The sequence below is a fragment of the Natronococcus sp. CG52 genome, assembly GCF_023913515.1.
GTDB lineage: Archaea > Halobacteriota > Halobacteria > Halobacteriales > Natrialbaceae > Natronococcus > Natronococcus zhouii.
Genome location: NZ_CP099391.1, coordinates 2,728,104 through 2,742,686, shown reverse-complemented (window position 1 = coordinate 2,742,686; position 14,583 = coordinate 2,728,104). Strand labels below are relative to the sequence as shown.

Below are 14,583 nucleotides of genomic sequence, written 5' to 3'. Positions count from 1 at the left end.
GCGAGAGAGCGGATCAGTCGACGAACTGATCCAGCGTCGTATCCAGTCCGTCCCGAACTTCGCTCACCAGCGCGCCGTCGATATCGAGTCCGAGCACGTCGACGGCGGCCCGTCCGATCCGTTCGCGAAGTTCGGTCGGGGAGTACACGCCGAGCCGCCACTGGGAGTACTGGGCGGCCCGAAGCGCCTCGACGAGCGGCGACTGCTGGCCGAGTCGCCGAACGTCGCCGTTGACCATCACGCGACTCGTCGACTCCGTCATCGAAGGACGGCCCGGAACGTCGAGGATCACGTGTGCTGGGTCGACGCCCGCCTCGTCGGCGACGTCGCGTTCGAACTCCCGGATGGCGTCGTGATCGGCCTCGATGATCCCGCCGGGGACGTCGTCGATCTCCGCCCACACCGCGCGTTTGAAGAGGTCGCGCTGGTCCAGTCGCCGGGAAAACGCACTCGTCGGCTCGCACGATCGCAGCGCCACGACCAGGTCGTAGTCGTCCATCCGCTGGAGGGTTTCGGCGTCGACGCCGGCGTCGGGCGACTCGAGCAGCCGTTCGGCCGCGCGACGGAGCATGGCCTTGCTGATCCGGGCGACGCTGTGGCTGTAGACCGTCGGGTTCATCAGCGCTCGCGCGACGAGCAGGCTCTCCGCGGTCTGGACGTTCCCCTCCGCGAGGACGAGTTCGCCGTCGGTGAACGTGAGCTCTCGAACCAGCCGGCCGTGATCGATCGTCCCGTAGGGGACCCCCGTGTGGTGGGCGTCGCGCACCAGGTAGTCCATGCGGTCGACGTCGAGTTCGCCCGACACCAGCTGACCGAATCGGCCCTCGCCGGCGACCAGGTCCGCGACCCGCCCGGGCTCGAGGTCGTGTTCGCGCAGCACCTCCCCGACCGTCCCGTTCGCCAGCAGGTCGTGAACGTCGTCGTGATACCGACCCGTCCGCCGGTACGTGAGCGACTCGAGGTTGTGACTGAACGGACCGTGGCCGACGTCGTGGAGCATCGCCGCGGCGTGGACCCGCTCGGCCTGCCGGCCCTCGACGCCGAGCTGTTCGAGCGCCTCGCACGCGAGGTGATACACGCCGAGGCTGTGTTCGAACCGGGTGTGATTGGCTGAGGGGTAGACCAGTGAGACGGTTCCGAGCTGCGTAATTCGACGAAGCCGCTGTACCTCCGGCGTATCCAGCAGCGCTCGAGCGACGCCGTCGATCCGGATGTGATCGTGGACGCTGTCCTTGATGATCTTCATTGTCGGTATTTTGTCCGGTAAGTACAAAAACCGTCGTCCACCCGGTTCGCTCGAGTCGGGGATCGCGTTGGATATGACGACAGCAATACTTTAGCCGTGGATATCGTCCGCGTTACGTACGATGTCACAACTCACGATTCCACCGGACGCCGACGAGGAACGAGCGACGAAACTCGTTCAGGAACACGTCGATATCGGCGACGTCGTCGAGGTCCGTAACCAGGAACGGACCGAGGAGGACGCGTTCGACGTCACGGGAACGGTAACTGGCGTCGAGCCGGGTTACCTCGAACTCGACGAACAGCCTCTCGACGAGGGAAGCGTCCGCTACGACGAAATCCACACGGTCACGAAGATCGATTCGGAGTGATCGCCGGTCGTTTGCTCGAAAAAGAGCGCGCTCGAGACACCCATTTTTGCCGTACCATCGGTCCGTGGACGCAGCCGGAAGCAGTCTGACCGACGACGCTCAACTCGAGAGGACGTCCTCGTTGACCGGGTTCTCGGGCTGCTCGCCGTTCAGCACTCGAAGGACGTCTCGAGTCACGGTCTCGTGGAGGTCGACGTACGATTCCTCTGAGTACTACGCGACGTGTAGCGTGAGCACGAGTTCGAGAGGCGATACGAACCGAACCGTCAGAACCGGACGGACGGCAGACCGAACGGCAGTCGGGTAGAAGACGGGCCGAGCGTTACTCGGGCGTAACCCACTCGCCGCGCTCGTCGCTGTCTTCGATCGCCGCGAGCACGCGCTGGGCGGCCAGCCCGTCCTCGAAGCTCGGTGCGAACTCGCCGTCTTCGTGTACCGCAGAAAGGAACTCGTAGTTCTCGTGGACGAACGTGTGCTCCCAGCCGAGGACGTGGCCCGGCGGCCACCAGTGGTCGACGTACGGATCGTCCTCGTCCGTAACGAGAATCGTCTCGTAGCCGCGGTTCTCGCCCCGTCGGAACACCTCGAGTTCGTTCAGCCGCTCGAGCGAGAACCGGAGACTCCCCTCGGAGCCCTGGATCTCGATCGTGTGGTCGTTCTTGTGCCCGGTTCCGTAGCGAGTGGCCTCGAGCGTCCCCATCGCGCCGTTTGCGAACTCGAGTTGGGCCGAGTAGGCGTCGTCGACGGTCACGGGTCGGGTCTCGTCACTATCGGGGACCGGGCGTTCGTCGACGAACGTCCGGAGGTGCCCGCTGAGGCGCTCAATGTCGCCCGCGAGGTCGTCGTCGCCGACCAGGAAGCGAACGAGATCGACCGTGTGAGCGCCCAGATCGCCGAGCACGCCCGAACCGGCCAGCTCCTCGTCGAGGCGCCAGGCCCACGGCGCTTCGGGGTCGACCAGCCAGTCCTGGAGGTACCGGCCGCGGACGTGGCGGATCTCGCCGAGTTCGCCAGCCTCGAGCAGGCGCTTCGCGTACCGGATCGCGGGGACGAACCGGTAGTTGAAGGCGCAGCCGTGGGGGACGCCGGACTCGCGCGCGGCCTCGGTCATCTTCTCGGCCTCCTCGAGCATGGGTGCGAGCGGTTTCTCGCAGAAGACGGGCGTGCCGGCCTCGAGGGCGGCGATCGAGGGGTCGGCGTGGACGTGGTTCGGACCGAGATTGTAGAAGACGTCGACGTCGTCGACGACGTCGCGCCAGTCCGTCGCGATCTCCGCGAAGCCGAGCCGGTCGGCCGCCTCGCCGAGCGCCTCCTCGTCGCGACCGACGAGAACGCTGCGCTCGACGTCCGGAGCGTCCGGGAAGAACATCGGCAGCCGCGCCAGTGCGTTCGCGTGGGCTTTCCCCATGAACCGATAGCCGAGTACGCCGACTTCGAGGGTCATACGCGATCGTTCACCACAGATGTAGTTAGTGCTTTTTGTCTCGGGGATTCTTTGCTGTTTGACGAGAGGACGATCTGCTCACGCTGCCGTTGTGAGAACAAGTTCCACTTTTTACTGAAACAGTTGCTGAGTGTTACGACTGTACTGAAAGCACTCGATCTCTCCGGCCACGTACGGGTACGAACGTACTCGTGCTTCGGTCGGGGACTCGCCAGCCCGTCTCTATAAAGACTGAAGAGCGCGACCGAGAACGAACAGGTAGGTGACGCTCACTGTCCGTGCGCTACATTTCGGCTGCGAAACGAGTGATTTCGGACCTCTCGAGCGGCGGGCGCGGGAAGATACTCCTCGCCGTCGCCTTCGGCTGGTTTCTGTCGATCAGCGTCCGGATGATCTACCCGGCGTTACTGCCGCACATCAGCGATGCGTACGGCCTCACGCTCACGACCGCCGGGCTCCTCCTGACGGTTCTCTGGATCGCGTACGCGTTCGGGCAGCTTCCCGGCGGAATCCTCGCCGACTGGGCCGGGGAGCGCCCGCTGTTGATCGCCAGTTCCCTCCTCGCAGCGACGATGCTCGCGCTCGTCGTCGTCGCGGACTCGCCGATCGTCCTGTTCCTGGCGACGGCCCTGTTCGGCGTGGGAACGGCCCTGTACGGCGTCTCGCGGTTCACGATACTGGACAAGATCTATCCCGAGCAACTCGGTACGGCGACGGGCGCGACGATGGCCGCCGGCGACGTCGGAAACGCGGTGATGCCGCCCGCCGCCGGGTTCATCGCGGTCGTGATAGGCTGGCAGTACGGCTTCGGGTTCGCCGTCCCGCTCTTCCTCGTTGCTGCGGTCGGTCTCTGGGCGACGCTTCCGAGACGACCCGCTACAGCGACACCGCTGCGCGAGTACCTCGAACTCGGCGACGTCGTCCCGACGTTGTCTCATCCGGCCGTCCTCCGAGGAACCGCGTTACTCGTGTTGTGGGGCGTGATCATTCAGTCGTTCATGGGATTCTACCCGACGTATCTGATCGATGTGAAGGAGTTCTCGGCGCAGGTGTCGACCGTACTCTTTGGCTTCTTTTTTGCGCTCGGAATCCTGATGAAGCCGATCGCCGGCCGCGCCTACGACAGCGTCGGCGTCCGAGTTCCGCTGCTAGTGATCATGAGTGCAGCCGGTCTGGCGCTCGTCGTTCTCCCGTACGTCGGCGAGATATGGCTGTTCGTCCTCCTGACCGCGTTCGCGAGTACTCTCCTGGGATTCGAGACGATCGTGATCTCCGATCTCACCCAGCGACTTCCGGACGGGACCCAAGGAACGAACCTGGGTGCCCTTCGGACGGTCTACATCGCGCTCGGCGCGTTGAGTCCGGTCCTTTTCGGAGCGGTCGCCGACCGAGGGTACTTCGACGAGGCGTTTCTCGGGCTCGCCGTTCTTGCCGGCGCGGTCCTCCTCGTCGTGTTCGTCTCGATCGATTACTAATTCGATAAAAAAGCCGCTCGCTCCCTCCGGTCGCTCACGGATGCTACGTTCGAACCGTCAGCAGCGGCGTCTCCTCCCGAGACCAGGAGTCGTCTATCGAAAAGTGCCGAAAATCGATGATCGAGGGGCGGAAACGCTTACTCGGCCCAGTAGGCCTCGCCGGGCTGTTCGCGGAACACCGCGCGCTCGAGCAGTTCGACCGCCTTCTCGAGCCCCTCGCGGGAACTCGTCAGCGAGTCCTCGTGTTCGATGCTCAGCGCGCCGTCGTAGCCGACCATCCGCAGCGTCGAGACGATGTCCTTCCAGTGGCCCTCGCCGTGGCCGTACCCGACCGACCGGAACAGCCAGGAGCGGTTCTCCTCGTCGTCGTAGGCCGTCGTGTCGAGGACGCCCTTCTCGCGGGCCTGCTCCTCGTAGACCTTCGTGTCCTTGGCGTGGAAGTGGTGGATCGCGTCGCGCTCGCCGAGGTAGCGGATCGCGTCGGTGATCGAGATATCCTGCCAGTAGAGGTGCGAGGGGTCGAAGTTCGCGCCGACGCGCTCGTTCGTCTCCTCGCGCAGGCGAGCCATCCCGTGGGGCTCGTAGACCAGCATGTTCGGGTGCATCTCGATCGCGAGGTCGACGCCGCGGTCGTCGGCGAACCCCGCGAGGTCCGACCAGTAGTCGGTGGCGACCTCCCACTGGTACTCGTGGGCGTCGGCGTGTTCGGTCGGCCAGGGAGCGGTGATCCAGTTCGGGACCTCGTCCTCGGGGCCGCCCGCCGGAAGCCCGGAGAAGCAGGTCACGGTGTTCACGTCCAGCTGGTCGGCGAGTTCGATCGCCTCGCGGAGTTCGGTGTCGGCCTCCTCGGCCTGTTCGTCGTCCGGATGCAGCGGATTGTTGTGCGTCGCGAGCGCGCTGATCCGCATATCGAACTCGCCGAGCAGTTCCTCGAGTTCGGCCTGCGCGTCCTCGTCGTCTACGTACTCCTCCCGGACGAGGTGGTCGTCGCCGGGATAGCCGCCGACGCCGGGTTCGATCGCGTCGACGCCGATATCGGAGAGGTATGCGAGTGCGCCCTCGAGCGATTCGTCCGCGAGCGGCGGGGTGTGAACGCCGATATCCATACGGCCGCAACGACGGCCGGGAGGGTCATAAATCCGGCTGTCACCTGCGGCGAACGCCGGGTACAGCGCGGCCGCTCGTCGCGCATTTCGCTCCCCTCCGAACCCCGTTCCGACCGGGCTCGAAGCGGGCTCCCGACGGACTGGTTCAGCGAGTCCCGCGAGTGAAAAACGACGGGGTGTTCGGGAGTCAGTCGTCGGAGTCGCATCGGGACGGCTCCGGCGTCGGAACCTTCCGTCAGTAGAGCTGTCGTTCGCGCTCTTCGCGCTCCCGTTCCCGTTCCCGTTTCTCCTTCTTTTCCCGTCGACCCCGCGCGTAGTGGACGGCCGCCGGGATGATCTTGTTCTTCAGGTCGAAGACGAACGATACGATGCCGTAGACCCAGAAGAAAAACAGGACGGTTACGGCGGTTACGTAGGCGATTGCGAGCGGTTCTACCATGTGTAGTGGTGGATACGTGGTGGTGTCTGTCGTGGGCTAGCTGTCGTGCTCTGCGTCCGCGACGGCGACGCGCGCGTCCGTGAGGTCCTCGACGCCGTGGGTGATCGCCGCCCCCGTCTCGGTGTCGAAGAGGTGGATCTTGGAGTGATCGAGAACGACCTCGACCGCTTCCTCCTCCTCGAGTTCCGTGTCGGGATCGACGCTCATCAGCAGTTCCTCCGATCCGCGCGAGCCTTGCTGTTCCATCGTCCGATCCCCACTATCTTCAAACAACAGGTAGACGAAGACCTCGTCGCCCATCGGCTCGAGGACGTCCGTCGTCACCTCGATGGGATCGCCCGGCGCCGACACGTATCGTTCGTTCTCCGTGAGGTAGACGTCCTCGGGTCGGACGCCGAGCGTGACCGCGTCGCCGACCGAGGCGCCGTCGATCCGGTTCGGGTCGAACTCGACCGCGAATTTCGGCGTCTCGAGACCGTTCGCGACGAGTTCGCCCTCGACGAAGTTCATCGAGGGCGAGCCGATGAAGCCGGCGACGAAGCGGTTCGCGGGCTCGTTGTAACAGACCAGCGGCGGCGCGATCTGCTGGAGTTCCCCCCCGTTGATGACGGCGATCCGGTCGGACATCGTCATCGCTTCGGCCTGGTCGTGGGTGACGTAGATCGTCGTCACGCCCAGTTCCTTGTGCAGCCGCTGGAGTTCGGTCCGCATGTGGACGCGCAGCTTCGCGTCCAGGTTCGCCAGCGGCTCGTCCATCAGGAACACCTCGGGATCGCGAACGATCGCCCGCGCGATGGCGACGCGCTGGCGCTGCCCGCCCGAGAGCTCGCTCGGCTGACGGTCTTCCATCTCCTCGAGCTGGACGATATCCGCCGCCTGCTCGACCGCGCGGTCGATCTCCTCCTGCTCGTAGCTCCGAAGCCGGAGGCCGAAGCTGATGTTGTCGTAGACGTCCATGTGCGGGAACAGCGCGATGTTCTGGAACACCATCGCGATATCCCGGTCCTTCGGGGGCAGGTTCGTCACCTCCCGATCGGCGATCTCGATGCGACCCTCCGTCGGCGTGGTCAGCCCCGCGATCGACTCGAGCGTGGTCGACTTCCCGCAGCCCGAGGGGCCGACGAGACAGACGAACTCGCCGTCCTCGATCTCGAGGTTCATGTCGTCGACCGCGACGACGTCTTCGTAGCGTTTCGTGACGTGTTCGAGTGTTACTTCTCCCATGTGTGATCACTCCTTGAGTGCTCCTTGCGTGAGTCCGCTGACGATCTTCTCCTGTGCGATGACGACGAGCAGTGCGACCGGCAGGACGCCGATGATGCTCGCTGCTGCCATGTAGTTGTAGAGGTCCGAGTACCGGCCCTGGAAGTTGAGGATCCCCCAGACCAGCGGCGCCCAGTTCTCCACCCGGCCGTCGGTCATCAGGAACGAGAAGAAGAACTCCTGGTAGACGGCGATGAACGTGAGGATGCCCGCGGTCGACAGGCCGGGCATCGAGAGGGGCATGATCACCCGGGTCAGTGCGCCGATCCTGGTCGTCCCCTCGACGCGGGCGGCGTCCTCCAAGCCGTCCGGGATCTGCGCGTAGAACGTCGTGAGGATGAATATCGACAGCGGCAGCATGAGCGCGCTGAAGGGGATAATCATCGCCCCGGCCGTGTTGAACAGGTCGGGCGTCGTGGTTCCGAGTATCTCGATGTTGCCGGTGAAGATCCGGAACAGCGGCAGGATGAACGCCGCCGGCGGGAAGAACGAGATGATTAGGATGAGCAACATCAGCGGTCCCTTCCCGCGGAACTGGAGTCGGCCGAAGACGTAGCCGGCCAGGCTCGCGACGAGCAAGACGATGATCGTCGTCGTAATCGCGATGATGAAGCTGTTGAGGATGTACAGGTGTATCGGCACCTGCTGGAACACGTCCCAGAACACGCTGATGTTGAATCCACCGGGAAGAATTCCCATGTTGACGATGAGGTGATTCGGCGTGAGCGCGAGCACCACCAGCCAGTAGAACGGAAACAGCGTAAAGACGAGGAAGAAGATCATCGCCGTGTAGAAGGTCACGCGGTAGGCCAGCTGCGGATCGCGGATGCTGCGCTGGATCCACCGCTGGAGCGTGCTCTGATCGTCTTCCGACTGGGTCGACGGTCCGGTTTCGGTCGCCATCAGACGTCACCTCCGATCTCTCTGAGACTGTCGACGAACTTCACCAGGTAGATGCCGATGATGATGGAGATGATCCCCGCCGTGAGGAACGCGACGGTCGCCGAGGTCGCGAACCGGTTGGCCCGGAACGTCTCGACGACCATGCAGGTGAGCGACGGCACCGTCGAACAGCCCGACATCGTTACGACGATGCCGTACACCTGCATCGCCTGCAGGGTCCGGAACAGCATCGCGACGAGGATCGCGGGCAGAACGAGGGGGAAGGTGATCATCACGAACCGCTGCCAGCGCGTGGCGCCGGCGACCCGGCCGACCTCGTAGAGGCTGCGATCGATGCTCTGGAGGCCGGCGAGGATGATCAGCGCCATGAACGCCGTCGTCTTCCAGACGTCGGCCGTGATCAGCAGGATCAGCGCGTCTCGAGTGGTCGTCAGCGGCGTCGAGGACATCAGCCCGATCTCCTGGAGTGGCCGTACCGCGAAGCCGATCGAGGGCTCGAACATCAGGTAGAAGATCATCCCCTGGATGACGACCGGGACGGCCCACGGGATGAGGATCGCCATGCGGACGACCGCCCGCCCGCGGAACTCTTTGTCGAGAACGAGCGCCATTCCGAGTCCGAGAAGCGTCTCGAAGAACACGCTCGCGAGCGCGAACCCGAGCGTGATCGCGACGCCGTACCAGAAGCCGGACAGCAGTACGACGTCCCGTGCGCCGGTCAGCACCTCGACGTAGTTCGAGAGCCCGACGAAATCACCGACGCCCACGCTTCCGAGCTGGTCTTCGTACATCGACAGCCGGAACGTCTCGAGCAGCGGGTAGATGGCGACGACCGTAATCAGCAGGAACGTCGGTACCAGCAGGAAGTACGCGAACTTGTCCTCGCTGATGGTCTCGAGTTTGTTGGCTACGGCTACGTGCGGGCGCGTAAGAGTCGAGCTCGACGCGCCCCGATTGTCTGTTGCCATTATTACGTGCTAATGTGGTGAAACGAGTGGGGTCGCTAGTTCCCCTCTTGCTCGAGTTGCTCGAGGTCGTCGGTGAGGTTGCTCATCGCGTCCGCCGGCGTCTCGTCGCCCTGAAGCGCCGAGTGGACGTGACTGGCGGTCACGCTCGACTGGTCGGGCCAGAGCGACGTGACCGGTCGCGCCGTCGCGGTCTCGCCGGCCACCCTGATCGAGTCGACGTAGCGGCCCATGACGGGAATGTCCTCGGCGTCGTCGTCCTCGAGGGCCTCCGAGCGGGGCGGGATGTTGCCGATCAGAGGGTGTTCGAAGATGAATAGCTGGAAGTCGGGGTCCATCAGCGCGTCGAGGACTTCGCCGACCGCGTCGAGGTTTTCGGAGTTCGGGTTCGGAACGGCGTTCCAGCCGCCGAGCGCCGCGGCGGTGCCGCCGGTGCCCTCGTACTCGGCTTCGTCCTCGGTCACCGCGTACGGGATCGGCATCACGCCGTGGTCCTCGCCGAAGCCGGCGCCGTCCTCGTCGTCGTCCTGTGCGTGCATCGCGGCCGCGTACGACCAGTTGCGGTTCGCGATCACCCGACCGTCGCCGTACGGGCCGAGCGAGGGGTCCTCGTTCCACCCCAGGACGGCCTCCGGCGAGATGCCGCCTTCGAAGTCGTCGAGCGTGTCGTCGGCGTCGCTGCCGTGGATGAACGTGCGGATCATTCGAATTGCGTCGAGCACCGGCTCGTCCTCGACGGTGATCGGCCGGTCGCCGACGTTGGCGTGGAGGTTCTCGTGGTCGCCGAAGTACGCGCCGCCCCACGTGGTGATCCACTCGTTGAAGTTACAGCAGGACAGCCCCTCGTAGTTGTCCGCCTGGAAGGTAAAGCCCTGCTCGATCTCGTCGTCTTCCTCCATCGCGGCGCTGACGGCCTCCGAGAACTCCTGCCAGGTCGGCGGCTCCGTCGCCCACACCTCTCCGTCGGGATCGTAGCCCGCCGCCTCGACGAGATCCTTCCGGTAGTGCATCAGGCCGAGGTCGACGAACACCGGAAGCCCGTGGAGGTTGCCGTCCTCGTCGCGGACGGAGTCGACGCTCGCCGGGAAGTAGTCCTCCTCGATCTCCGCGATCTGATCGTCGGACATGTACTCGTCGATCCGGCCGAGCTGGCCGCGTTCGATGAACGGGATCGTCCACCCCGAGTCCATGTTGAGGATGTCGGGGTCCGATCGGCCCGCCGACAGCCAGGTGGTGTATTGGTCCAGCACGTCGTCGGTCGACTCGGACGACTGCTGGATGTCGACGTAGATATCCTCGGACAGCCCCGCCTCCCACAGCGCCTCCCGGACGTCGTCCTTGACGTCGTCGGACTCGTCGTCGGCGAAACCGCCGTGCCAGGTGACAACCGTCTCGTAGTCTTCGGCACCGTCGGGAACGTCGTCGTCGTCGCTACTCCCCCACGGAGCGGCCGTACAGCCGGCCACCGAGATCGAACTGGCCGCCGCACCGGTCGCACCGACTCCCCTCACGAAGCGTCGTCGTGACACGCCGGTGCGTTGTGAATCCGTACCTTGTGAGTTATCCCCATGCATCAGCCGGAATAACGAACTATTACTATTTATCATTATGGGTGTTTACTACAGTTGTTGTGACTAGGCGTGCGATTCGAAAAACCGGACGGCGCCGGCGGCGTTCGACGGGATCTCGTCGGTTCGAGTGAGCGGTAATAGGCGATATCGGAGTCGATCGTCGTGACCGTCGACGAGCGAAACCAGTTGCTAGACAGGCGGTGCCCGAAATCACGTATTACCGCGGCGGCGTCGATCCGTTCGACGAACGCTCGCGTCTCGAGGTCCCGGCGGACGTCGTCGGTCGGCGACGCGGGAACCGGTAATCCCGTGTACAATCGTTCTCCAGGTATCGCTCCCCGATTCACGCGACCGCGCCGGCGGGGATTCGCGTGGACGGAACGCTCAAGTTGTCACCTCCGAAACGAGAGTGCAATGTCGGCGTTCTCCAGGATCAGACGGTCCCGGTACACGGGCGAGAACCGCTGTTGGCCCTGCACGGTCGTAAACGCCGTCCTTCTCGGAATCGCCTCGATCGCGGTCGCGATCGTCTCCCCGCCGCTGGCGGTCGCCGTGGCGACGCTCGGCGCGGCCGGCATCTGGCTCCGCGGCTACCTCGTCCCGTACACCCCCGAGTTCGCTCCGCGGCTGGTCGCGGCCCTTCCATGGGATCCGTTCCACGACGAACCGGAGGCCGAGGGTGGATCGCTCGCCGACGGTCTCACGGCCGATGCGGCGGTCGAACGGTCGACCGACGGCGAGGCCGTCCTCGCGGCGCTGGTCGAAAACGGGGTGATCGAGGTCGACGAGGAGACGGATCAACTGTTCCTCTCGCGGTCGTTCGAGCGACGGTGGCACGAGGAGATGGCAGATCTCGCCGCCGAGAGCGACCGCAACCTCGCGGACGCAACCGCCAGCATCGTGACTGAAGCGGTCGACCGATCGATCGTCACCTCGCGCGGACGCACGCACGTCGTTCTCGAGGGTGAGTCGAGCACTGCGACCGACGAACTGTGGCTCCAGCGCCCGGTCGCCGTCGCCGAAGTCGCCGCGGTCTACGCCCTGGCGGACGTCGGTGCTCCGCGAGAGCTCCGCCGGCTCGCCGCGAGGCCGCTGTGTACGTTCCTCGAGACCTGTCCCGAGTGCGAGGAAGCACTCGTCGAAGGACCTCAACACGGGTGCTGCGGAACGCCCCGGTCGGCGTCGCAGGCTCCCAGAACCGTTCTCCGCTGTCCCTCCTGTCGGGCCCAGTTCGCCGTCTTCGAGTGACCTCATACGGACTGCTGTACGTCAGTTCCGGCACAACCGCGAACCGTCCTGCGGTTGGGCCGGGAACTCGTTACAGCAAACCGTATCAGTCCTTCCCCGGCGCGGGCCAGCGCGGCGTCTTCGGGGCCTCGATGCGCTCGAGTTGTTCGTCGGTGAGTGACACCTCGAGCGCGCCGACGTTCTCCTCGAGGTGGTCGATCGACTTCGGACCGATGATCGGCGCGTCGACGACGTCCCGGTGGAGCAGCCAGGCGAGGCTCACCTGCGCGGCACTCGCGTCGACCTCGTCGGCGACCTCGCGGATCGCCTCGAGGACCTCCCAGTTTTCTTCGGCGAACCGCTCCCGCGTGTACTCGTCGGTCGCGGCGCGGACGTCGCCGTCGGGATCGTCGTCGTCGCGGTCGTACTTCCCCGTGAGGAAGCCGCCGGCTAGCGGCGACCAGGGGATGACGCCGATCCCCTCGTCGGCACACAGCGGCAGGAGGTTCGCCTCCTCGTGGCGGTCGACGGCGTTGTACTCCGGCTGCATACAGACGAACCGCTCGTAGTTCTCCACGTCGGCGGTGTACAGCAGTTTCGCGAACTTCCAGGCCGGCATCGTGCTCGCCCCGACGTACCGGACGAGCCCCTCCTCGACCAGCGAGTCGAGCGCCGACAGCGTCTCCTCGATCGGGGTCTCGTCGTCGAACCGGTGGATCTGGTAGAGGTCGACGTAGTCGAGGCCGAGTCGCTCGAGACTCGCCCGACACTGGTCGAAGATGTGCTTTCGGGACAGCCCCCGCCTGTTCGGCCCGTCGCCCATGTCACCGTAGACCTTCGTCGCGATCACCAGCTCGTCCCGGTCGTAGTCGGTGATCGCCCGACCGAGGATTTCCTCGCTCTCGCCGTGCGAGTAGACGTTCGCCGTGTCGAAGAAGTTGATGCCGAGGTCGAGCGCGCGGTCGATGAGTTCGCGGCTGCGCTCCTCGTCGTCGAGCATCCACGGCTGCTCGCCGCCGAAGTTCATACAGCCGAGGCAGAACCGCGAGACCTCGAGGCCGGTCGATCCGAGTCGGGTGTACTCCATTTTGTCGTCGCTCATACGAGCGGTCCTTCTCCCGCCGTCAGCCTAAAACGGCCGGTCGGCGCGGAAAACCGTCACCTGGCGGCTCGAGACCGCACGTTACGACCCGTTAGCGATCCGCTCGACGGCGACCACGAGCCGATAGAAGAGATAGACGACGCACACCGAGAGGACGAACGTAGCCAGCGCCACGACGCCGAACAGCCAGAGAAGCAACTGCCTCACGAATACGGCGTACGCGAAACTCGCGGTGAGGGCGGCACCGAGCAAAATCGCGTACGATCTCGGAACGGTCCACCGAATCTGCGCGATCGACACGTTCGATGATTGAACGGTACTTCGTAAATACTTCGCGTTCGGATACTGAAACCTATCACGACGAGTACCGCTGCACCGAGCGCCGTCTACGACCCTTCAGGTATCCGAATCGGCTTTCGACGCCTCGTTCTCCCTGATCGTCTGCACGGATTCGCGATCCGGGAGCGCCGTCATCGCGCCCGGGGCGGTCGTCGCGCTCGCGCCGACGGCGTTGGCGAACGCGAGCGTCTCCTCGAGATCCTGCCCGTCGGAGAGCGCGGCGATCGTTCCGGCGACGAACGCGTCGCCCGCGCCGGTCGTGTCGACGACGTCGGCCTCGTAGCCGGGGTGGCTGGCCGTTCCCGACCAGGGTGCGTCGTCCCCGGCGACGGCGATCGCCCCCTCGTCGCCTCGAGTGGCGAAGACGGTGGCGGGTCCGAACTCGAGGGCCTCGCGAGCCAGTTCCTCGACGTCAGCTCCCTCGAAGCCGAGCGCCTCGAGCTCCTCCTCGGCCGCTTTCAGGACGCCGACGTGCTCGAGGGCGTCCCGGACGACGTTTCGGAACGCCTCCTCGTCGGGCCACAGCTCCGGCCTGGCGTTGGGATCGAACGAGACCGTACAGCCCCGGTCGGCGGCGCGCTCGAGCAGGTCCAGCGTGGCGTCCCGCGAGGAGCCGCTCGAGAGGGCGACCCCGCCGGCGTGGACCCACTCGAGGTTTTCGAGGGTTGCGTCGTCGATCCGGCCGGGTTCGAGGCGGGTGTCTGCCGTTCCGTCGCGGTAGAAGGAGAACTCGCGATCGCCGGTCTCGTCGTGGGTGACGAACGCGAGCGTCGTCTTCGCGTCGGGATCGAGTTCGACGAACCGGTCCGGAAGACCGTGTCCGTCGATCGTCTCCCGGAGGTAGCGGCCGAACGGGTCGTCGCCGACGCGGGTCCAGAACAGCGGCGTTCGCTCGAGTCGCTCGAGTGCCACGGCGACGTTCGCGGGCGCGCCGCCGGGCCGTCGGTCGAAGCCCTCGACGCTCGAGATCGGGCCGGGTCGTTCGGGGAGGAAGTCGATCAGCGTCTCGCCGGCGACCAGAACGTTCGGAGTCATGCGCCACCGTTCGACCTCCCGGCGATAAGGTGTTGCGAACCGTCGCGAGGGAGCCTCGAGTCGATACGTCTGCGTCTCTCCGCCTGTCCGAGACGATC

General features: G+C 65.2%; 14 protein-coding genes. 3 read left to right on the top strand and 11 right to left on the bottom strand.

All coding sequences use genetic code 11. The annotated features are described in order from the left end of the window. Positions 1-13: 13 nt before the first annotated feature. Positions 14-1,246, bottom strand: a complete 1,233-nt coding sequence (locus NED97_RS13835; protein WP_252487605.1) for an HD domain-containing protein — start codon at positions 1,244-1,246, stop codon at positions 14-16. A 121-nt stretch (positions 1,247-1,367) separates the two neighbouring features. Here NED97_RS13835 and NED97_RS13830 point away from each other — a divergent pair, with 121 nt between their 5' ends. Further along, positions 1,368-1,616 carry a hypothetical protein gene (locus NED97_RS13830; RefSeq protein ID WP_252487604.1) on the top strand — a complete coding sequence of 83 codons (249 nt, stop codon included), beginning with the start codon at positions 1,368-1,370 and terminating at the stop codon, positions 1,614-1,616. A 322-nt stretch (positions 1,617-1,938) separates the two neighbouring features. Here NED97_RS13830 and NED97_RS13825 read toward each other — a convergent pair whose 3' ends face one another. After that, positions 1,939-3,060 (bottom strand): Gfo/Idh/MocA family protein, encoded by a 1,122-nt coding sequence (locus NED97_RS13825; protein ID WP_252487603.1) that lies wholly within the window; start codon positions 3,058-3,060, stop codon positions 1,939-1,941. A 278-nt stretch (positions 3,061-3,338) separates the two neighbouring features. Between NED97_RS13825 and NED97_RS13820 the strand changes: the two genes are divergently transcribed. Beyond that, entirely contained in the window at positions 3,339-4,535 is a 1,197-nt protein-coding gene (locus tag NED97_RS13820) for an MFS transporter (protein WP_252487602.1), read from the top strand. Positions 4,536-4,672: 137 nt separating this feature from the next. Here NED97_RS13820 and NED97_RS13815 read toward each other — a convergent pair whose 3' ends face one another. The 6 genes from NED97_RS13815 to NED97_RS13790 form a co-directional block, all read right to left on the bottom strand. After that, positions 4,673-5,641: a sugar phosphate isomerase/epimerase family protein gene (locus NED97_RS13815; protein WP_252487601.1), complete on the bottom strand. Its 969-nt coding sequence runs from the start codon at positions 5,639-5,641 to the stop codon at positions 4,673-4,675. 235 nt (positions 5,642-5,876) lie between these two features. Then, on the bottom strand, positions 5,877-6,080 hold the full coding sequence (locus tag NED97_RS13810) for a hypothetical protein (protein WP_252487600.1): 204 nt from the start codon (positions 6,078-6,080) through the stop codon (positions 5,877-5,879). 36 nt (positions 6,081-6,116) lie between these two features. Next, the gene (locus NED97_RS13805; protein WP_252487599.1) at positions 6,117-7,304 is read right to left on the bottom strand and encodes an ABC transporter ATP-binding protein; all 1,188 of its coding nucleotides are present in this window, start codon (positions 7,302-7,304) and stop codon (positions 6,117-6,119) included. A gap of 6 nt (positions 7,305-7,310) precedes the next feature. Then, a complete protein-coding gene (locus NED97_RS13800; RefSeq protein WP_252487598.1) occupies positions 7,311-8,246 on the bottom strand; it encodes a carbohydrate ABC transporter permease in 936 nt (311 codons plus the stop codon). After that, positions 8,246-9,214, bottom strand: coding sequence for a carbohydrate ABC transporter permease (locus NED97_RS13795; RefSeq protein ID WP_252487597.1), 969 nt, complete (start codon positions 9,212-9,214; stop codon positions 8,246-8,248). Before NED97_RS13795 ends, NED97_RS13800 begins: the two co-directional genes overlap by 1 nt. A gap of 35 nt (positions 9,215-9,249) precedes the next feature. Next, positions 9,250-10,722 carry an extracellular solute-binding protein gene (locus NED97_RS13790; protein WP_252487596.1) on the bottom strand — a complete coding sequence of 491 codons (1,473 nt, stop codon included), beginning with the start codon at positions 10,720-10,722 and terminating at the stop codon, positions 9,250-9,252. A 474-nt stretch (positions 10,723-11,196) separates the two neighbouring features. Between NED97_RS13790 and NED97_RS13785 the strand changes: the two genes are divergently transcribed. Beyond that, positions 11,197-12,030 carry a hypothetical protein gene (locus NED97_RS13785; protein WP_252487595.1) on the top strand — a complete coding sequence of 278 codons (834 nt, stop codon included), beginning with the start codon at positions 11,197-11,199 and terminating at the stop codon, positions 12,028-12,030. Positions 12,031-12,115: 85 nt separating this feature from the next. Here NED97_RS13785 and NED97_RS13780 read toward each other — a convergent pair whose 3' ends face one another. The 3 genes from NED97_RS13780 to NED97_RS13770 form a co-directional block, all read right to left on the bottom strand. Further along, a complete protein-coding gene (locus NED97_RS13780; protein WP_252490629.1) occupies positions 12,116-13,096 on the bottom strand; it encodes an aldo/keto reductase in 981 nt (326 codons plus the stop codon). A gap of 96 nt (positions 13,097-13,192) precedes the next feature. Next, a complete protein-coding gene (locus tag NED97_RS13775) occupies positions 13,193-13,411 on the bottom strand; it encodes a hypothetical protein (RefSeq protein WP_252487594.1) in 219 nt (72 codons plus the stop codon). Positions 13,412-13,507: 96 nt separating this feature from the next. Next, complete coding sequence (locus NED97_RS13770; RefSeq protein WP_252487593.1) at positions 13,508-14,485, bottom strand: carbohydrate kinase family protein; 978 nt, start codon at positions 14,483-14,485, stop codon at positions 13,508-13,510. Positions 14,486-14,583: the final 98 nt, after the last annotated feature.